The following is a 19,994-nucleotide window of genomic DNA, read 5'->3' on the forward strand; positions in this document are numbered from 1 at the left end:
CTTGGGCTGGAAGGGCAAAACCAGGGATTTTACGGGGGTGGTTCGACTGGCTTGATCCAGCGCAAGACCGCCCGCGCGGCGAAGCGCGACGCTTGGCGCATGACCACGCCCATGCCCCTGGCCGTGCGCATCATCCGCGCCGAGCACGACGCCCTGGCCGCGATGCTGCGCACCTTGCCCCTGCTGCTTGCGGCCCAGCAGCGCGCCGGCACGCCCTGCGACTTCGGTGCGCTGCGAGCGATGCTGTTCTATGTCGACGAATTTCCAGAACGCTTGCATCACCAAAAAGAAAGCGAGCTGCTGTTTCCGAAGCTGCGCGCACTGGCGCCAGAACTGCGCGAGACGCTGGACGAACTCGATGCCGACCACGCCCAGGGCGAACGCGCCGTGCGTGAGCTGCAGCACAGCCTGCTCGCCTGGGAACACATGGGCGAGCCGCGGCGCATGAAGTTCGAGCAGCAGCTCAAGGTCTACACCGCCCGGTACCTGCGCCACATGCGGCGCGAGGAGACCGAGATCCTGCCGCTGGCAACGCGGCTGCTGAGCGCCGCCGACTGGGCCGACCTGGACGAAGCCTTCGGCAGCCACCAGGACCCGCTGGCGCCACGCGCGGGCCAGCCGGTGGACGAGGCCTACGCGCCGCTGCGCCAGCGCATCCTGGCCGCGCTGCCGGCGCCACTGGGCTGGGGGCCGGCCTTGCCTTCGGCCGGTTAAACGACCGGCTCGGCCTTCGGATGAGCGCGAAGAGTGAAGCGAAAGCCCACGTCGTCGTGGACCTCCTTGAGCTGGATGAGCCGCTCGGCCGCCGACCGGGTCGCCCCCGGTGGATCGGCAAACGAGCCGCCGCGCGTTGCGAAGAACTCGGGCACCCCTGCGGCCGACGGCATCCCATCCGCGCAGATCTCGGCCACGTTGCCGTGCATTTCGTAGAGACCCCAGGCGTTGGGCGGCAGGCTGGTCACCGCGCAGGGCGCGCTGGTCAGCATCTGAACCTGGCTGTTATTGACGCTGCTGCCGAAGGACCAGCCCGTGTCCGTACCGGCGCGGCAGGCGTATTCCCATTCCGCCTGGCTTGGCAGCAGCGCCTGGCAGGGCGGCAGTAGGGCGCCCAGGCGGCGCAGGAATTCGAAGGCTTGCGCGGGCGTGATGCCCGTCGCAGGATCGTTGTCGCGATCGCCGTTCCAGTCGGCGGGTGTCTCGTCGGCCATCAGCATCAGCCACAGCCCCGAAGTGCAGGCCGTGTCCGCGATCCAATAGCCCTCTGTCAACTGCATGGGCTCCGCAATGCGCTCATTGCCGAGGCGGCCGCTGTCGGTCAGCGGCGAGCCCATCATGAAGCCCCCCGGCTCCATCCAACGCAGGCGCTGGGTGACAGGCCGCGCGCCACCGTCGCGCGTGATCGTCAGCAGCGCGAAGACGCCGAAGAGGGCGTCCGCGCCCACTCGCAGCAAGGCCGTGTGCTCGCCGTCTCGATGCGTCAGCAGCGGTTCGGTGGGGCAGGACCAGCCTCGCGGCACGGACCAAGTGGAGGCAGTGGTTCCGTCCCGCGTCGCCAGCCAAAGCCGGTGGTTGCGGTCCAACATTGGCGCTAGCACGCGTGGCACCGGATGTTCTGCACTCACCTCCACACGCGGCGCCCAGCTTGGGCGGCGCAGGATGGCGTGCAGAGATGCGCCGAAACCCTCGAGTAGCTGTAGTGCCATGGCCTGGGACAGGTGCGGCCGCAACTCACGCAACGTCTGCTCTATCGGTCCGGGCGGCATGCCCTCCGCCATCCAGTCATTCAGACGCTGCAACCAGGGCGAGCTATAGAGCGTGCGCCAGAAGCCTTCCGGCAGACTGCGACCACCCAAAGCGGGTCCTTCCCTTGACAGAGCGAAACGCACCAGCTCCGGGTGGCCCGAGACCAATGCTTCGAGCAGACCGCGCTCGTCCTCCAACCGGGGCTCGTCGAGTGGGGCCGGTCCCGGCTCGGGCACTGCTGGTGCCGGCGGCATCGCCACAACAGCGGCTGGCGCAGCAGGGGCCGGTTCGACCGCCGCGGCTGCTACCGGATCGACCAGGGGCGGCTGTAGCGGTGCCACAGGCTCGGGCATCACCGCTACGGCCGACGGCGGCATCGCGACGGACTCCGACGCCCTGTCCTCCGCCTTGGCCTCGGTGAAGGCCAGCAGCGCGCCGAGCTGCGTCGGCGTCAGCGGCGCCCGTTGCCTCAGATCACCCACCCGCGCCAGCAGCTCCAACAGGTCAAAGCCGGAGCGGTTCTGCATCGCAGCCTCGCAGAGGTCGGGCAGGCGCAGCAGCACCAGGCGGTAGTTCAGCTCTGCCGGCGACGTCACCGCGCGCACCTCGCCCGCCAATTGCTGGCGCAAGGCATCCAGGTCGCGCAAGCGGGCGTCGGCGCGCCAGTCAGCCAGCGTCAGCAACAGCATCGGGCCGCGCATACGCAAATAGCGGTAAAGCGATGGCGTGAACAGCTGCAAGGCGCAGACGACGGCCAGCCACTGGCGGCGCTCCTGACCCTGGCCGGTGACGGCGGCGGCGAGCTGGTCAGCCATCTCCAACAGGTTGACCATGCGCAGCAATTTGCGCGGCACCGAAGGCGTGATGGCCGCCACCAGCCGGGCCAGGTCGTTGCAGGCGCCCGGCGTGCCAAACAGTTCCGGGTGCTTCAGCGTCAGGAAGTCCTCGGCCTCGGCGCGCGTCGGCCGCGGCAGCCGCACCGGCAGGTGCACGAGCTTTTCCAGGTACTCCGCGCCGGTGATGGGCGTCATGCCCTCCTTGCCCTGCAGCGCGTAGTCGCGGTAGCGGTGCGCGATGCCACGCTCGATGACCTCTTCGTCCAGCGCCAGCACGAAGGCGCAGCCCTCGACCTCGAGGAAGAGTTTCACCGCCTCCAGTACCTCAACGGCCTTGTCGGGCAGGCAGCGGTCCAGGTCGTCGACGAGAAACACCAGGTTGACCTGCACGCCCGGCGCCGTAGCCACTTCTCCGGTGAAGAACCAGTCCCAGGCCGTGCGGGCATGAAAGCGCAGCGCCGGCCACAGGCCGCTGCCGCGCCGCAGCAGGCGCTGCCGATGCAGGGTCAACGCCGACGGGTTGCGCCCCGTGACCGCCTTGAGCTGTTCGAGGAAGTCGTAGTAGAGGCTTTGGAGCTGGCTGATGGGTGTGTCCAGCCGGCGCGCGTTTGCCCTCAGGCGGCGGTTCAGCGCCAGCACCTCCAGGGCGCTAGGGCTGGGCTTGCCCTCGGTCGGCTTGATGGCTGGCAGCTTGAGCGCAACTCCATGAGCCGTCAGCGCCGCCTGGGCGAGGTCGCGTCCGCCGTGCTGGTAGATGACCTGGGCCAGGTCGCCCAGCAACAGCAGCTGATCGGACAGCCGCTCGTGACGCTTGATGTCGGTGCCCAGGCTGTCGTCGATCGCCTTGCGCAGACATTGCTGGGCGACCCGCAACAGCGGCACCAGCAGATGCTCCTCGCGCTCGAAGCGCCAGGCGTTGAAAGGCACGACGACCGTCAGCAGCCCCTCACCGTTCTTCTGGCCGCGCTGGTTCAGCTCGTCGCCAATGGTCTGCAGCAGCCGGCTCTTGCCTGCACCCCATTCGCCGAACACGCCGATGACCAGGGCCGGCTCGGTGCTGCTGCCGGCGCCGGGCTGCAGGCTGGCTTGCAGCTCATCGACAAGGCGCCTGGCCAGCGCCGCGTGGCCAAAGGACAGAGGCGCGTGGGCAGGCAGCATGTCGGATGCTCCGCCTGCCGCGCCGGCCTCAGCCGCGCCCCGAGCGCTGCAGCGTCAGCCGCCCGCTGGCGGCCCAGCTGTCCAGCGGCCGGCGGATGTCCTGGCGCAGCTCGTCTTCGTTGTCGGCCTTGGCGTCCAGCAGGCCGACCCAGGCGTTGCGGCCGGTGTCCTTGGCGTCGTACAGCGCTGCATCGGCCAGGTCGATGGCAGCGTGCCAGTCCAGCGCGCGCGGCAGCATGGGGCACAGGGGGAAGGCCGAGAAGCCGACCGAGCAGGTCAGGGTCAGGCGCAGGCCGCCGTCGAGCTCGAAGGGCTGGGCCATGATGGCCTGGCGGGCGCGTTCGGCCAGCTCGGCCGCACGGCGGCGCGGCGTGCCGCGAGCGACGATGAGGAACTCCTCGCCGCCCCAGCGCACCAGGTAGTCGGTGGCGCGAAAGACCTGCTCCAGGCGGCCGCGCATCTGCATCAGCACGGCGTCGCCGGCCATGTGGCCATGGGCGTCGTTGATGCGCTTGAAGTGGTCGATGTCGATAAGGAAGAACAGCAGGTCCTGGTCGCTGTCGGGGTTGGCGACGAGGGCGCCCGAGGTCGGCTCGTAGTGGCGCAGGACCATGGCGACGTCGGCCGGCATCTGGCGGTCCAGGAAGCGGCGGTTGCGCAGGCCCGTCAGCGGGTCGGTGAGGCTGGCCTCTTCCAGCTCGACGGACTTGGCCGTCAGTGCGGCAGTCGCGGCCTCCAGCGCTTCGGTGCGCTCCTGCACGCGCAGCTCCAGCACGCGGCGGTGGCGCAGCAACAGCCGCGTGCGCATGCTGACGATCGCCGCCACCAGCCCCACCGCAGCGATGACGGCCAGGGCCAGGGCCCAGCGCGTCTGCCACCAGGCGGCGCGCACATTGACGCCGATCTTGATCTCGGTAGGGCTCCAGGCGCCGTCGCGATTGCTGCCCTGCACCTGCAGCTGATAGTGGCCGGGCGACAGGTTGGTGTAGGCCGCCGTGCGGCCCAGCATGCCGGCGTCGATCCAGCCGGCGTCCAGGCCCTGCAGCCGGTAGCGGTAGCGGTTGCGGCTGGGCTGGCTGTAGTCCAGCGAGGCGAAGGCCAGGCTCAGGCCCCGCTCGCCGGGCGCGAGGACGATGTCGCTGCCGTTGGCCGGCAGCGCGCGCTCCTCGCCATCGACGCGCAGCTCCGAAACGACCAGCGGCGGCTTGTACGTCCAGGGCGAGAAACGGTCGGGGTCGATGACGAGCAGGCCGCGCGCGCCGCCGAACAGCATGCGGCCATCGTCGAGCTTGGCGTAGGCGCGGAACCAGCCGGTGCCCAGATCAGCGCCGTCGGCGGCGCCCAGCTCGCGGCGCTCGCCGCTGCGCGGGTCGTACATATTGCGCTGCGACCAGATGCGGCCCTGCTTGTCGAACAGCAGGTTGGCGCCGAACGCCCCGCCGATGTCGGAGGCACCGACGACTTCGAAGCGCGCCTTCTTGCCGTCGCTGTCGATGAGGCGGTGCAGGCCGGTGCCGGTGTCCACCCACAGGCGCCCGGCCAGGTCGACGGCCATGCCCAGCACCGTCTGGCCGGTCAGACCCACGGGCTCGACCCACTCGGCCACGGGCTCATCCGACCCCGGCTTGGCGACGCGGAACAGGCCGGCCGCGCCGCCCGCCCACAGGCTGCCGTCGGGCAGGCTGGCGAAGGCATTGACCTCGCCGGTGCCGCCCACCAGGCCGGCGGTCGGGATGGCGCGCATCTGCGGGTGTTCGGGCGTCCAGCGCATCACGCCGTCCAGCGTCGCGATCCACAGCGAGCCGTCGTCCAGCGCGTGGAAGCGCCGCGGCACGGCATTGCCGCTGCGCAGGGTTTCCTTCCAGCGGCCCTGGGTGTCGAAGCGCAGCAGCTGGGTGTCGATGGCGACCCAGACGGAGCCGTCCTTGCTCTGCCCCAGTGCATTGACCCGCCCTGACGGCAGGCCGCCACTGCCCTGGGCGACCACGCCCAGCGGCATCAGCTGGCGGTCGCGGCGCTCGATGCCGCCGGCCAGCGTGCCCAGCCAGATCTCGCCGTTGTCCAGCTGCAGGATGCTGCGCACGTCCAGGCCGCCCGAGACCGAGCCGATGGCCTCGCGCACCATGGACAGGCCTGGTAGTGACGGCACGTGGCGCATCAGGCCGCCACCATAGCTGCCGGCCCAGACCGTGCCGGACGGGTCGCGCATCAACGCGCGCACATCGCTGCGCGGCGCGGTGCCGGCGCCGGTGGCGGGCAGGCGCTCGATCAGCGCGCCGTCAACCGCACGACGGCGCGACACGCCCGAGGCGTCGCCGAACCACAGCTCGTCGGCATCGGGCTGGGCCATGGCCATGACGGGCCAGACGCCCGAGGTGGCGCCCGGCTGGGCGCCGGGGCTGAAGGGCAGCGGCTGGCCATTGGGCGACAGCGCGCGCAGCCGCCCCTGGGCCGTGCCGACGATGATGCGGCCGTCCTGGGCCTCGCTGATCAGCGTGACGAGCTGGTCGCCGATGCCGACGTCCAACGCCTCGATGGGGCCGTCGGGCGCCTTGCGCGCCAGGCCACGCCAGGTGCCGATCCACAGCGTGCCCTGGCGGTCGACGAGCAGGGTCTGAACGCGCGGGTCGGGCAGGCCGTCTTCCTTGCCGCGGTGGTGGGTGAAGCGCTGGCTCTTGACGTCGAAGCGGTCCAGGCCGCCGCTGCCGCCAATCCACAGCGTGCCGTCCTTTTCCAGCGCGAAGGTGCGCACGGTGTTGGCGGCGGGCGCGGTCTCGTCGGCCGACTTGCCGTCGCGCGCCCAGCGGTCCCAGCGGCCGGTGGCCACGTCCAGGCGCACGAGGCCGCTGTTGCCGGCGGCCACCCACATCCAGCCGCGCGGGTCGGGCAGCATGGCGCGCACGAACTGCTCGGGCAGCAGCTGGCCGTCGGGGCCGCTCAAGGGATAGCGGCGAAAGGCATAGCCGTCAAAGCGCAGCAGCCCTTCGGGCGAGCCCGCCCACAACAGGCCGCGGGCGTCCAGCGCCAGCGCCGAGACAACGTTGTCCCTGACGGCGCCCGGCTCCCCGATGGGCTCGAAGCGCGGCACCACCGCCTGCGCCGCAGTGGCTATCAGCGCCGCGGCGATCAGCAGGGCTGCAGCGCACCCTTTTGTTATCAAGACCCTCATGCCGGCATTCTCAGGCACCGAAAGAGCCTGGCTTGCCGGGTCTTGCCCTCACAGAACGTGAATCATGCCGCGAGGGGCTTGGTGATGGCGTCGATGCGTTCGATCACTTCAGCCGTCAGCTTGGGCGTCACCGCCAGCGCACCCAGGTTGTCGTGCAGCTGCTCGATGCGGCTGGCGCCCAGGATGACGGTGGACACGCGCGGGTTGCGGTTGATCCAGGCAATGGCGAGCTGGGCCGTGCTGCAGCCCAGCTCGGCGGCGATCTCGGACAGCTTACCGACAGCGTCGTTCCGCGCCTTGTCCTGCAGCTGCTCGCGCATCCAGCTCATGTTCTCCAGCGCGCCGCGGCTGCCGGCGGGAATGCCGCTGCGGTACTTGCCGGTCAGCAGGCCCGAGGCCAGCGGGCTCCAGGTCGTCAGGCCCAGGCCGATGTCCTCGTACAGGCGGGCGTAGTCCTGCTCGACGCGGCGGCGGTGGAAGAGGTGGTACTGCGGCTGCTCGACGATGGGCTTGTGCAGGTGGTGGCGCTCGGCGATCTCCCAGGCGGCGCGGATGTCGGCGGCGCTCCACTCGCTGGTGCCCCAGTACAGCGCCTTGCCCTGGCGGATGATGTCGCTCATCGCCCAGACGGTCTCCTCGATGGGCGTGTTCGGGTCGGGGCGGTGGCAGTAGATCAGGTCCAGATGCTCGAGCTGGAAGCGCTTGAGCGACGCGTCGACCGCCTGTATCAGGTATTTGCGGTTCAGCGTGTCCTTGCGGTTGACCGTCACGCCGTCTCGCTGCAGGCCCCAGAAGAACTTGCTCGACACGATGTAGTCCAGCCGGTTCCAGCCCAGCGCCTTGAAGGCCTGGCCCATGACGACCTCGCTCTCGCCTTGGGCATAGACCTCGGCGTTGTCGAAGAAGTTGACGCCGGCGTCGAAGGCCGCGGCCAGCATCTCGGTGGCGGCCTTCGTGCCGACCTGGTTGTGATAAGTGACCCAGGAGCCGAGCGAGAGTTCGGAAACCTGGAGGCCGGCGCGGCCGAGACGGCGGTATTGCATGGGGCGTTCCTGTGCGGGAGGTGCGGAAAAGACGCAGCTTATCGGCGGCCACCCGGCCCGGCCGGCGCATGGCTGCAATTCCCCGAGGCGCGCAGGGGGCGAGGCGCCCGACATCCCCTGGTTATTGGGCAGCTGCGCGTCGCCGGCAGGTATCGTTGAGCCCATGAAGCTCGCCGTCATTGGTGCAGGCCCTGCCGGCCTCGCCCTCGCCCTGCTCGCTGCCGAGCGCCTGGCCCAAGCCGAAATCCACCTCTTCGACACGCGGCCGCTGGACCGCGACATCAGCGGCGACGCCCGCACACTGGCGCTCAACCTCGGCAGCATCCGGTTGCTGCAGCGCCTGCACGCCTGGCAACCCGAGAGCGCCCAGGCCATCCGGACCGTGCATGTCAGCCAGGCGCCACCCGCACCGATTGCCGGCGAAGTGCGCATCAGCGCCGCGGAGCAGGGCCTGCCCCAGCTCGGCGCCGTGCTGCCCTATGGCGCCCTCGTGGCGCCGCTGCAGCAGCGCTGGCTCGAACTGGCCACCGCCCAGCGCGAACGCCTGTTCACGCGCTTCGGGACGGCCGTGCATGCGATTCGCTCGAACCCGGGCGGCGTAGAACTTGATTGCGGCGAAGGCCCGGTCGTCGACAGCTTCGACCTCGCCGTCGTTGCCGAGGGCGGCGTGTTCGCCGAGCAGGACAGAAAGTCCATCACCAGCGACTACCACCAGAACGCCTGGGTCGGCACGGTGCACCTGGGGCCACCCGGCCTGCAGGGCCTGGCGATCGAGCGCTTCACGCGCAACGGCCCACTGGCCCTGCTGCCTCTGCCCGACGACGCGCAAGGCCCGCGCGCGGCCATCGTCTGGTGCCTGCCCCAGGCCGAGGACGACATCGCTACCTTGAACGATGCCCAGCGCCTGATCGTCATCCAGCAGCAGTTGCCCGCCGTGGCCGGCCGGCTGACCGGCATCTCGGCGCTGAAGTGCTTTCCGCTCGGCCTGAACGCCGAGACCCGGCTGTTGCAGGGCCGGGCGCTGCGCATCGGCAATGCGGCCCAGACCCTGCACCCGGTGGCCGGTCAGGGGCTGAACCTGGGGCTGCGCGACGCCCAGGCCCTGATCGATGCATTGCGCGATGCGACGGAAACCGGCCTGGGCCTGGACGCCGTGCTGGCCCGCGTCGACTGGCAGCGCGCCCCCGACCGCTGGCCCATGATTGCCGCGACCGATTTCCTCGCCCGCAGCTTTGCCTGGCGGCTGCCGGGGCTGCCGGCGCTGCGTGGCCTGGCCCTGGCCGGCCTGGAGCTGGCCACACCGCTGAAAAAAGCGCTGGCGCACCGCATGATGTTCGGAGGCTGATCTGGAGATCCGACCCATCAAGCCTGCCGAGATCGAAGCCGCGCGCGAGCTGCTGATCGCCAACCACTGGGGACCGCGCGTGGCCGATGCCGACGTCTTTGCCGAACTGGTCCGGCGCTCCCAGGTTGCCCTGGCTGCCGTGGACGACGATGGTGAGGTCATCGGCTTCCTGCGCGCCATCACCGACGGCCTGTTCAACGGCTATATCTCCATGGTCGTCGTGGCGGACTCGCACCGCGGCCGCGGCATCGGCAGCGCCCTCGTCAAGGCGGCCATCGGCGGCAACGACGAGATGACCTGGGTGCTGCGCGCCGGCCGCGACGGCGTGGCCACCTTCTACGAAAAGCTCGGCTTTCAGGCCTCCCAGGTGGCCATGGAACGCAAGCGCAAACCCTGAAAGCATCGATGCGACACGCTCTCCTTCTGACCCTGCTGCTGGCCACGGCCGTGCCGGCCCAGGCCCAGCTCATCCCGCCAGCCAGGCAAATAGCCGGCGCCACGCAGGAGGAATGGTCCAAGCGCTGGTGGCACTGGGCCCTGTCCTTCGACGACGAGGACAGCCCCGTGGCCGACACCGACGGCAGCCTGTGCGCCAACGGCCAGTCCGGGCCGGTCTGGTTCCTGGCCGGCACCTATGGCACAAAGCGCACAGTGCGCCGTTGCAGCATCCCGGCCGGCAAGACGCTGTTCTTCCCGCTGATCAACACCATCGCCTTCCCGCCCGACGACGAGCGCGAGGCCTGCGCCTCGCTGATGCTGCGCGCCGAAGGGCTGACCGAGTCGCCGGCAGCCCTCGTGCTGGATTTGAACGGCAAGCGCTTTGCCGGGCTGGAAGCGCACCGCCAGGCCACGCGAGGCTGCTTCCTTGTCGCGCCGGACGACGACGCACCTGCGGCCGCCAATGGCTATTACGTCGCCCTTGGCCCACTCAAGCCCGGCCGCTACACGCTGAATTTCGGCGGCATCCTGCCCACCATGTCCCAAGCCGTGACCTATACCCTCGACGTGCGCTGAATTGCGGGCCTAGACTGGGCCCGCCTATGACACCCGCTCCAATCCCCGCCAACGAGGCCGAGCGGCTGCGCGTGCTGCGCGAGCTGCTCATCCTCGACACGCCACCCGAGGAGCGCTTCGACCGCATCGTCACGTTCGCCGCCGAAGAATTCGACATGCCGATCGCGCTGATCAGCCTCGTCGACGCGCAGCGCCAGTGGTTCAAGGCCCGCGTCGGCCTGGACGCCTGCGAGACCTCGCGCGAGATTTCCTTCTGCGGCCACGCGATCGTGCAGAGCGATCTCTTCGAGGTGCTGGACGCTGCGCTGGATCCGCGCTTCGCCGACAACCCGCTGGTCGTCGGAGCGCCCTTCATCCGCTTCTACATCGGTGCGCCCCTGGCGCTGCCGAGCGGCGCCACCATCGGCACGCTCTGCCTCATCGATACCCAGCCGCGCCACTTCGACATGCTGGACCGCGCCATCCTGGGCACGCTGCGCGACCTGGTGGTGGCCGAGCTGGCCGGCCCGGGCGGAACCCCATGACCGGCGTCACGCCCAGCGGGCGGCTGCTGCTGCTCGAGCCGCAATTCGTGCTGCGGCGCACGGTCTCGACCATGGCGCGCGAGATGGGCCTGGCCGATGTGCAGGAGGCCACCAGCGCGGCGGTGGCCGAGAAGCTGCTGTTCGAGCGCCGCTACGACGCGCTGCTGATCGCCATCGACGATGAAGGCGAAACGCTGGAGCTGCTGCGCCGCCTGCGCGCCGGCGAGACCTCGCACCCGGCCCGTGTGCCGGTGGCAGCCACGGCCGCGTCCTGCGATGTCGAGCTGGCCCTGCGCCTGAAGCAGCTCGACGTCTGCCGCCTACTGCTCAAGCCTTTCAAGGTGCGCGGCATGCTGGAGGTCATCTCTGCGCTGGGCGCGCCCGAACCGCTGTCCGCGTCCTGAAAAGCCCCGCCGCGACGGCGCTTTTCGTCGCCACGCCCGGCACGCCTGGCCCTAGCATGGGGGACCGATGACGCGCCTTGCCCTCCTTCCCGCTGCCCTGCTGACTCTGTCGCTAGCCGGCTGCGGCACGCCCAGCCAGCCCCTGCCCATGGCCGTCACCGCGGCCGAGGCGCTGCAGATCCGCGGCTGGGTGCCGGATGCTCTGCAGCGCCAGGTCGGTCTCGCCACCGTCAAGGGCGGCCAGGAGACCGGCCGCTGGTGGGGCTCCAAGGTCAGCACGGTGGTGCTGCAACAAGCGCTGGACGAATCCCTGTTTGCGGTCGGCATGAAGCCGCTGTCGCCCGAGCCGGCGCCGCGCTTTGAGTTGCAGGCCGAGTTGCTGCAACTGGACCAGCCGCTGGTGCCCGCTGTCGGCGTGACCGTCGGCGTGGCGGTGCACTACACCCTGGTCGACAAGGCCAGCGGCAAGGCTGTGTACCAGCGCCGCATTGCCAACACCGACGAGGCCCGCTTCAGCGAGGCCATCGTTTCGCCCAACGAGAGGCTGCGCATCGCCAACGAGCGCGCGTTGCGGGCCAACATCGACCTGCTGCTGCGCGATCTCGTCACCCTGCGTCCCTGACCGGCTATCCCACGAGAGCCGGGGCTTTTCGGGCCGAGCGCTGGGCTGCCAGGGGCCAAAGGCCCCTGGCCTGTCGTAGGCACAAGCAGTCCGCAGGGACTGCTTGTGTCCGACTCCAGTTCGCCGAGCCGGCCCGTCTGACGGTGATTGCGGCTCAATGCCGCGAGCACCGGCGTCCCCTTGGGGGACCGACCAGGCTCTCCCGCGTTCAGCGGGGGTGAGATTGGGCGAGGGGCTTCACTTCATGCCGGCGCTGTCCGGCGGTCCACCACAGCAGCAGCGCGAAGACGAAGCCCGCCACGCTGGTCAGCCCGAAGAACCACATCATCGGCGCGTAGCCCGCCGGGTTGGCCGCGCTCGCGCCCGCCTGGTCGTTGAGCCAGCCCGCCACCATGTTGGCGGCGCCGATGCCGGCGTTCTGCACCACCCACATCAGGCCGATGGCCGTGCCGAAGCGGGCCGGTGACACGAGGCGGCTGGTCAGCGGCCACATGACGGCTGGCACCAGGGAGTAGCTGACGCCGATCAGCGCCGTCGGCACCCACAGGCTCCAGGACGTCAACGCCAATGCTGCCAGCGCGATGGGCAGCAGCAGCGCGCCGAAGGCGAGGAAGGGCGCATAGCGGCGCAGGCGGTCGCACATCCAGCCAAACGCCGGCGTGGCGAACACGGCGGCGAGGAAGACATAACTGTTCATCTCGCCGGCGGTGGCCAGGTCCAGCCCGTGGGTGTGCTGGAAGTACTTGATCGAGAAGGTGCTGCGAAACGCCAGGATGACCGAGTACCACAGCACGCACAGGGCCAGCAGATACCAGTAGGCCTTGCCGAAGTGCAGCAGGTCGCGCAGCACGAAGCGCTCGGCCACCGGCGGCGCGCCGACCTGGCTGGCGCGCTTGCGGTCCATCCACCAGTAGGCGGCAGAAGCCGCGAAAGAGGTCGCCGCGATGACCGCCGCGATCAAGAGCGGCGGTTGCCAGCCCTGGGCGTAGGCGGTGGTGAACCAGGTCGGCGACATGTCGGCGCTGTAGGAGCCCAGCCGGCCAATCGCCAGCGTCAGGCCCATCACCAGAGCGATGCCACCGGCGGCGAAATACTGGGCCAGGGCGGCCAGCGTCGCGATGTTGAAGGTCTCGGCACCGATGCCGTAGAGCAGCCGGCCCGCGGCCATGCCGGCGAAGCTGGGGCTGAAGGCCGTCAGCAGCGCCCCGGCCAGGCAGATGCCGGCCGTGATCAGCGTCATGCGCGCCGCGCCGAAGCGGTCCACCAGCACACCGCCGACCAGGATCAGCACGACATTGGGCAGGTTGTAGATGGCGTTGAGAACACCGACCTGGGTGTCGCTGAAACCACGCTGCTGCTGCAGCAGGTCGGCCACCGGGCCGATGGAGTCATAGACGTAGAAATTGCCGAACAGCGCCAGCGCGATCAGCACGCCCACCAGCCGGGCCAGGGCCGGGCTGGGCAGCTTGTCAGTCATGAAGGAAATCCTTGTGCGTGAAGCCGCGCATTCTGGGCGCTGCGCGCCGTTGCGGCCGTCGGGGTCTCCCCCGGGCCGCGCTCCCTTCACACCTCAGCAACGGGGGCCGCTCAGAGCTTGCGGTGCGCGAGCGCCGGCAGCTGCTGGCGCACCTGGGTCAGGCGGGCCGGGTCCACGTCGGCGACGACGACACCCTCGCCTTCGGCCAACACGCCGAGCACCTGGCCCCAGGGGTCGATGACCATGCTGTGGCCCCAGGTGCGGCGCCCATTGGCATGCTGGCCGCCCTGGGCCGGCGCGACGACATAGCACTGGTTCTCGACGGCTCGGGCGCGCAGCAGCAGCTCCCAATGCGCCTGGCCGGTCGTGTAGGTGAAGGCCGCCGGCACGGCAAGCAGGTCGCAGCCGGCATAGGCGCGGTAGAGCTCGGGGAAGCGCAGGTCGTAGCAGACCGACAGGCCGACCTTGATGCTGCCAGTGTCAAAGCGGGTGGGCTGGTTGCCGGGCTCCAGCACGCGGCCCTCGTCATAGCTCTCGCGGCCGTTGTCGAAGGCGAACAGGTGGATCTTGTCGTAGCGCGCGACGCGCTCGCCGTCGGGCGAGAACACCAGCGTCGAATTGCGCACGCGTTCAGTCGTCGCCGACTTGATGGGCAGCGTGCCGCCGATGAGCCACAGGCCCAGGTCGCGCGCGGCGCTCGCCAGCATGGCCTGGATGGGGCCCTCGCCCTCGGTTTCGGCCAGCGCCAGCTTGTCGCTGTCCTGCATCCCCATCAGGCAGAAATACTCGGGCAGGGCCGCGAGCTGGGCGCCACCGCGGGCGGCGTCCTCCAGCAGGCGGCGCGCGGTGCCGAGGTTGGTGGCCACGTCGGGGCCGGAGACCATTTGGACTGCAGCGATCTTCATGCCACTGATGCTAGCCGTTCGACGTCCGCTTGGTCGTTAAGCCAGGAGAAAGAGACCCGAACGATGCCATCAAAGCCGCGCGCCAACCTGCTGGTCATTCGCGAGGACGCAGCCCTCACGGCCGCCGACTTGAAAGCCTGCATACCGGCCTGAACTGACCGCAATGAGCCAGACCGGACTGTTCGACGATCTCGCGCCGTCACCGGGCGCACTGCCTGCCGGCTTGCGCTACGAGGCTGGCTTTCTGTCCGCCAGCGAGGAAGCGGCCCTCATCGCCATCGTGAAGGCACTGCCGCTGCAGGCAGCGAAGTACAAGAGCTATACCGCGCGGCGCCGTGTCGTCAGCTTCGGCGGCCAATTCGATTACGACAGCAATCGGCTGCTGCCGTCCGTGCCGCTGATCGACGCACTGCACCCGCTGCGCGAACGTGTCGCGCGCCGGGCGGGTGTCGACGCTCAGGCCCTCGTGCATGTGCTCGTCGCCGAGTACGCACCGGGCACGCCGTTGGGCTGGCACCGTGATGTGCCCGACTTCGAGGACGTCTTTGGCGTGTCGCTGGGCAATGTGGCGCTGTTGCGTTTCAGACCGTATCCGCCGCAGAACCCGAAGCGCGAGGACATCATCAAGCTGAACGTCGAACCGCGCTCCCTCTACGCGCTGCAGGGCGCGGCGCGCTGGGGCTGGCAGCACAGCGTGGCGCCGGTGGACGCGCTGCGCTGGTCGATCACGTTCAGGACTGCGCGGCAGAGTTCACGCCCGCCGGCATGACGCCCTCGGGCGGCGGCATGAGAATCGAGCGGACATGCCGCTTGCCTCCCGACTGCGGCGCCAACTGCTGGCGCTGCCCCTCACCGCCGCACTGCCGCCAGCCCATGGCGCCACCTCACCGCTGACGCTGCGACTGCCCGACCCCAACGCCTACAGCGCCCACGGCAATTTCTTCATCGAGGCCTTGAAGCTGGCGCTTAGCAAGACGGGCGACGGCGAGCCGGCGCCCGTCCTGGTTCACGCGGCGCCCGACCTGCCGCGCCCGCGCATGCGCCAGATGCTGCAGGACGGCCTGCTGGACCTGATGTGGAGCACTACCACGCCCGAGCGCGAGGCGCAGGCGCTGCCGGTGCGCTTCAATCTGCTCAAGGGCATCAACGAACTGCGCTTCCTGCTCGTGCGGGCCACCGACCTCTCCACCATGCGATCGGTGCGCACGCTGGAGGCGCTGCGCCGCTTTCGCGCCGGCGCCGGCACCTACTGGAGCGACGCGCAGATCCTGCGCGCCAATGGCTTCAACGTCGAGACGGCGACCAAATCCGAGCTGCTGTTCCGCATGCTCAAGGCCGGCCGCTTCGACTTCATCCCTCGCAGCCGCGAAGAGATCGACGCCGAGCTGCTGCAATTCGCCGACCAGGGCTTCGCCGAACTGCCGGGTGTGGCGCTGCAATACCGGCAGCCGCTCTACTTCTTCGTGGCGCGCGACAAGCCGCAACTGGCCGAGCGGCTGCTGCGCGGATTGAACCTGGCGGCGGCCGACGGCAGTTTCGACACCCTCTTCATGGCCGAACCCGGGCTGAAGACCGCGCTGATGCAGCTGCGCGGCTACACGGGGCTGCGGCTGCAGCTGAAGGCGCTGGAGGCGGAGCCTCCTCGTTGACGCGAGGTCAGGGCGCGCTGGCCCCGCTCGCCGCCTTGGCCGGCAGCGCCTCCACCTTCTCGACCTTGGGGTCATCCCAGGTCCCGGTGATGTGGAACTCGCGCGTGTTGGCCGCGGCCACCGGGCGGCTCAGGATCAACTGGGCCAGGAAGGCACCGAGCGCAATGGCTGGGTTGATGGCCGCATAGGCGAGCGATGCGCCGCCGGCCGACACCTCGGGGACGACGACGACGCGCAGCTTCTGCGTCTCCGCCGCAAGGTCGGTGCTGCCGTCCACCAACACGGCCGCCTGCAGGCCGCGGATGCGGATGTTGTCGCTGCGGGCCACGCCGGCGGTGATCTTGACGTCGCCGGTCACGCCGTCGAATGTGAAGCCCTCGGCGAAGACGTCGCGGAAGTCCAGCAGGAAGCGTCGCGGCAGCGATTGCAGGCTCAGCACGCCCAGCAGCCGCCCGACGCCGGGCTCGGCCTTCAGGAAAGTGCCCGTGTCGAGCTGGATGTTCAAGGCGCCGGCCATGCTGGCGTAGTGCGGGGCCAGCGGCGAGCCGTCCCAGCCGACCTGGCCGGCCAGCACGCCCTTGCCGCCGCGCAGCACGGGCGCGTCCTTCTGGCCCTGGCCGAGGCGCTCCAGCAGCTTGCCGGCGTCGGCGATGTCGAGCTTCCAGTCGAGCTGGGTGCGGCGCCTGGCGTTGCCGTCGCCACCCCAATGGCCGGTGGCCATCAGCGTCGCTTCGGGCGAGCGGATCTGCAGCTTCTCCAGCTTCCAGTCACGCGCGGCGGCCGGCGCGTGGGCCAGCACCTCCAGCCGGCCCAGGCGCTTGCCGCGCAGCTCGAAGTCGTCGATCTCGATGTCCAGCGACGGCAGCGGGCTGCTTCCCGCGTCGGCCTTGACCGGATCGATGAGCTCGCTGACCGACTCGGCTTCCTGGCGCGGCAGCGACAGCCGGGTCAGCCGCGCCTGCACGGCGTCGATCTGGCCGCCCTTGACGCCCTTCAGGTCGATGCGGCCGGAGAGCTGCTCGGCATCGATGTTGACGCGCCAATTGGCGCCCTCGCGCGCCACCACCGCGGACGCGCGGCCGAGCTGGCGGCCACCGATCTTCAGCGCCTGGCTGCGCAGCGAGATCTGGCTGGGCAGCAGGCCGGCGTCGTCGGCGCCCTCGCCACCGCTACCGGCACCCGCCAACCCGCCCAGGCGCTGCTGCCAGGCGTCCAGGTCCAGCGCGGCGACATTGACCTGCAGCAGCACACCGGCAGCCGGCAAGGCGGGTAGCTTGTCCTGCACGGCCAGCGCACCGCGCAGCACCTGCGAGGCCGTGCCGGACACGTCGCGTTGCAGCTGGGCCTGGAGCAGCGGCAGCGCACCGGCGCCCAGTTCGAGGCGCAGTTCGTCGCGGCCGGCGCCGGTGGGCGTCATCAGCAGGCGCAGCGGCAGCACCGCATCGGCCTCCTTGCGGCCGGGCGCGGGCAGGTCCAGGGCCAGGCCCTGCAGATTGCTGGTGACGCTGAGTTCGCTCTGGCCGTCCTTCGGGATGGCGAGCTGGAAGCGATAGGCCGCCTGGCCGCTGGCGGCCTGGGCCAGGCGGGCGACGGCGCCCAGCTCGGTGGCGCGGCGCAGCCCCTCGGCGGTGGCTTGGCCCTGCACGGCGAAGCGCATGCCGCCGTCGCGCTGCGTACCGCCCTCGATGCCGGCGTCGCCGCCGAGCAGGCGGGCCGTCATGCCGGTCAGCTGCAGGCCCTTTCGGTCGAAGTCGACACGGCCACGTGCGCCGTTCAGCGCCGGCAGCTCGGGGCGCAGCTTGAGGTCAACGCCACCGAGCTGGAGCTGGCCCTTGACCGCCGTCTGGTGGGTGTCGTCCAGCGGGATGGTGATGCCGAGCTTGAGCCCGACCGGGCCCTGGGCCGTCGTGGTGCTCAGCGCATGGCCCAGCCATTCGTCCAGCGGCGAAGCGCGCACGAAGCGCAGCAGGTCGGCGCCGGCGCCGCGACCGTTGCCGTCGAGCTGCAGCACCCGGCCATGGTGCAGGTCCTTGATGCCGCCGTTGACACCGCTGAGTTCATAGCCCACCACCTTGGCGCGGCCATCCTTGATCTCCATGCCGGCGCGCTCGAAGATCAGCTCGGCATCCACGCCCTCCATGGCCGGCCAGTTGCCGCCGTTGTCGCTCGGCGGCACATAGGCCAGCGTGACGTTCTGGGCCTGGGTGGCCACGCGGAAGATGCCGGGGGACCTGGGGGTCGCGAAGGGGAAGTCGCTCAGCTCGCCCTTGAGCCGCACGCTGACGTTGCGCGCCTCGCCGCCGAGGATGGCGCGCGACACATAGCTGCGCGTGGCCGGCAGGCGCTGCGGGATGTAGCGGGCCACGCGCGTGGCCTCCACGCGCTGCACGCGGCCGCTGAGGTCCAGGAAGCCAGGCGTCGTCGCGCCAGCCGCGCGCCGCCAGGTGACATCGAACTCGCCGCTCAGATCGGGCGTCTGCAGCTGCAGCTCGTGCAGCTTCAGCTCGACCTCGCCGGGCGTCTTGCCCTTGGCCTGGCTGTCCGGCTGGGGCAGCTTCCAGCTCAGCTGTGTGGACAGCCGCGTGATCGGCAGGTGCGGGTCCTCGAACAGGCCCGGCAGCTCGACCTCGCCCTGGTGCACGGCCAGCTTGGCGGTGCCGCCACGCTCGTTGGCGTCGAGTTCCAGGCTGGCGCCGTGCAGGCCGGGGCGGCCGAGGTGGTCCTCCTGCGCACCGGCCTTGGCGGCCACGGCCAGGCCGTCGATCTGGGCCTTGACGCGGTAGCTGCGCGGCGCGTCCAGGGCGCCCTGCCATTGGCCGCTGAGGGCCGTCAACACGCCGCGCGGCTCCAGCTCCTCGAGCAACTGGTGCGCGCGCTCGCCCAGTGGCAGGCGTTGGGCGATCTGGGCCATCAGCGCGAAATCCAGGCGCTGGGCGTTGACTTCGCCACCCAGCACCTCGTCGGCCTTGCCGAGCTGCAGGGTGACACCCCAGTCCGAACGCGGCCAGACCACGCCATCACCGCTGACAAAGCCAAGCTGCCGGGCCTGCACGCTCAAGGCGCCTTTGGCGCGGGCCAGGTCCAGCCGCCCCTGGATGTGGTCCAGGTCCAGCTCGGGGGCTGATTCGAGCAACCTCAGGCGAACCGAGCGCAGCGCCAGGTCCAGCGTCGCTGCCACCGGTTGGCCGTCCTTGATCTGGCCCCAGGCGCGCACGGCACCGTCGCCCTCGCTGAGCTGGAAGGGCAGGTCGACATGGCGCTTGAGCTGGCTCAGGTCGGCGCGCGGCAGCTCGGCATAGAGCTGGCCGCTCCAATGCTGGAACTCGCCGGGGCGCTTGAGCAGACTCTGCGTGAACTGGCCCCGCAGCGTGAAGCGCCGGCCCCAGTCGGCGGGCGGCGTGGCGTCCAGGCGCAGGTCATGGCGGCGCAGGCCGTTGCGCATGATGAAGTTCAGCGCCGACAGCTCCAGCGGCCGGCTGTCGGCGCGCTTCTCGTCCACCCAGCGCACCCGGCCATTGACGATGGCCAGCTCGGGCTGGCTGAACAGCCAGTCCATGCCGGCCTCGGTGGTGCCGGCGTCGGTCTTCTCGGCCTCGTCCAGGCCCAGCCCGGCGATGAAGATGCGGCCCTGGGCATCGCGGCGGATGATCAGTTCGGGCGCGTCGACCAGCAGCTGCGAGAAGCGCGGCTCCAGCGCGAGCAGGGACTGGGCCGACAACACGGCCGCAACGCGGGGCAGGCGCAGGGCCGGGCGGCCGGCGGCGTCGAGCACCTGCACATCGCCCAATTCCATGCGCGGCAACCAGCCACTGGATTCGACCGTGATGCGGCCGATGCGCAGCTCTACCCCCAAAGCCTTTGAGGCTTCCTTTTCCAGCCAGGGGCGCCAGTCATTGGCGTGCGGGAGAATGGCCCAGTGCAATACAGCCCAGGCCATCACCCCCAACGCCCACAACAGGGCCAGCACCAGCACTGCCCAGCGCAGGCTGTGCCAGCACAGGCGCAAAGGCCAGCGCGAGGCGCGTGTACAGCGGTGGAGGGCGGCCGAGAAAATGTCAGACACGTTGTCTTGGGGCACGTGAAATGTCGGCCGGCGGTCAATCTA

At 70.2% G+C, this 19,994-nt stretch carries 15 protein-coding genes; 9 read left to right on the top strand and 6 right to left on the bottom strand.

Translation table 11 applies throughout. The annotated features are described in order from the left end of the window. The first annotated feature begins 99 nt into the window (after positions 1–99). Positions 100–714 carry a hemerythrin domain-containing protein gene (locus ASC95_RS15265; protein WP_235537940.1) on the top strand — a complete coding sequence of 205 codons (615 nt, stop codon included), beginning with the start codon at positions 100–102 and terminating at the stop codon, positions 712–714. Here the strand turns inward: ASC95_RS15265 and ASC95_RS15270 are convergent. The 3 genes from ASC95_RS15270 to ASC95_RS15280 form a co-directional block, all read right to left on the bottom strand. Next, entirely contained in the window at positions 711–3,737 is a 3,027-nt protein-coding gene (locus tag ASC95_RS15270) for a P-loop NTPase fold protein (protein WP_057298574.1), read from the bottom strand. The two genes, ASC95_RS15265 and ASC95_RS15270, sit on opposite strands and share 4 nt — an antisense overlap. 28 nt (positions 3,738–3,765) lie before the next feature. After that, positions 3,766–6,906, bottom strand: coding sequence for a ligand-binding sensor domain-containing diguanylate cyclase (locus tag ASC95_RS15275; protein WP_057298575.1), 3,141 nt, complete (start codon positions 6,904–6,906; stop codon positions 3,766–3,768). Between the two features lie 62 nt (positions 6,907–6,968). Further along, positions 6,969–7,949, bottom strand: a complete 981-nt coding sequence (locus ASC95_RS15280) for an aldo/keto reductase (protein WP_057298576.1) — start codon at positions 7,947–7,949, stop codon at positions 6,969–6,971. A 163-nt stretch (positions 7,950–8,112) separates the two neighbouring features. Here ASC95_RS15280 and ASC95_RS15285 point away from each other — a divergent pair, with 163 nt between their 5' ends. The 6 genes from ASC95_RS15285 to ASC95_RS15310 all read left to right on the top strand — a co-directional run bounded on the left by ASC95_RS15285 (position 8,113) and on the right by ASC95_RS15310 (position 11,858). Next, entirely contained in the window at positions 8,113–9,294 is a 1,182-nt protein-coding gene (locus tag ASC95_RS15285) for an FAD-dependent monooxygenase (RefSeq protein WP_057298577.1), read from the top strand. A gap of 79 nt (positions 9,295–9,373) precedes the next feature. Then, positions 9,374–9,691 (top strand): GNAT family N-acetyltransferase, encoded by a 318-nt coding sequence (locus ASC95_RS15290; protein WP_369820617.1) that lies wholly within the window; start codon positions 9,374–9,376, stop codon positions 9,689–9,691. Positions 9,692–9,699: 8 nt separating this feature from the next. Further along, positions 9,700–10,308 carry a hypothetical protein gene (locus ASC95_RS15295; protein WP_057298579.1) on the top strand — a complete coding sequence of 203 codons (609 nt, stop codon included), beginning with the start codon at positions 9,700–9,702 and terminating at the stop codon, positions 10,306–10,308. A 26-nt stretch (positions 10,309–10,334) separates the two neighbouring features. Next, positions 10,335–10,832: a GAF domain-containing protein gene (locus ASC95_RS15300; RefSeq protein ID WP_057298580.1), complete on the top strand. Its 498-nt coding sequence runs from the start codon at positions 10,335–10,337 to the stop codon at positions 10,830–10,832. Then, positions 10,829–11,236 (top strand): response regulator, encoded by a 408-nt coding sequence (locus ASC95_RS15305; protein WP_057298581.1) that lies wholly within the window; start codon positions 10,829–10,831, stop codon positions 11,234–11,236. The genes ASC95_RS15300 and ASC95_RS15305 overlap by 4 nt, the downstream gene beginning before the upstream one ends. A gap of 67 nt (positions 11,237–11,303) precedes the next feature. Further along, positions 11,304–11,858: a hypothetical protein gene (locus ASC95_RS15310; protein ID WP_057298582.1), complete on the top strand. Its 555-nt coding sequence runs from the start codon at positions 11,304–11,306 to the stop codon at positions 11,856–11,858. A 208-nt stretch (positions 11,859–12,066) separates the two neighbouring features. Here the strand turns inward: ASC95_RS15310 and ASC95_RS15315 are convergent, their stop codons facing one another. Beyond that, complete coding sequence (locus ASC95_RS15315) at positions 12,067–13,335, bottom strand: MFS transporter (protein ID WP_057298583.1); 1,269 nt, start codon at positions 13,333–13,335, stop codon at positions 12,067–12,069. 110 nt (positions 13,336–13,445) lie between these two features. Continuing rightward, on the bottom strand, positions 13,446–14,240 hold the full coding sequence (locus ASC95_RS15320) for a carbon-nitrogen hydrolase family protein (protein ID WP_057298584.1): 795 nt from the start codon (positions 14,238–14,240) through the stop codon (positions 13,446–13,448). A 163-nt stretch (positions 14,241–14,403) separates the two neighbouring features. Here ASC95_RS15320 and ASC95_RS15325 point away from each other — a divergent pair, with 163 nt between their 5' ends. Beyond that, the gene (locus ASC95_RS15325; RefSeq protein WP_057298585.1) at positions 14,404–15,009 is read left to right on the top strand and encodes an alpha-ketoglutarate-dependent dioxygenase AlkB; all 606 of its coding nucleotides are present in this window, start codon (positions 14,404–14,406) and stop codon (positions 15,007–15,009) included. A gap of 34 nt (positions 15,010–15,043) precedes the next feature. Next, on the top strand, positions 15,044–15,889 hold the full coding sequence (locus ASC95_RS15330; protein ID WP_057298586.1) for an ABC transporter substrate-binding protein: 846 nt from the start codon (positions 15,044–15,046) through the stop codon (positions 15,887–15,889). A gap of 7 nt (positions 15,890–15,896) precedes the next feature. On the opposite strand, the gene ASC95_RS15335 is transcribed toward ASC95_RS15330, so the two are convergent. Next, entirely contained in the window at positions 15,897–19,952 is a 4,056-nt protein-coding gene (locus ASC95_RS15335; protein WP_157256335.1) for a YhdP family protein, read from the bottom strand. Positions 19,953–19,994 lie beyond the last annotated feature (42 nt).

The organism is Pelomonas sp. Root1217 (genome assembly GCF_001425705.1).
GTDB lineage: Bacteria > Pseudomonadota > Gammaproteobacteria > Burkholderiales > Burkholderiaceae_C > Pelomonas.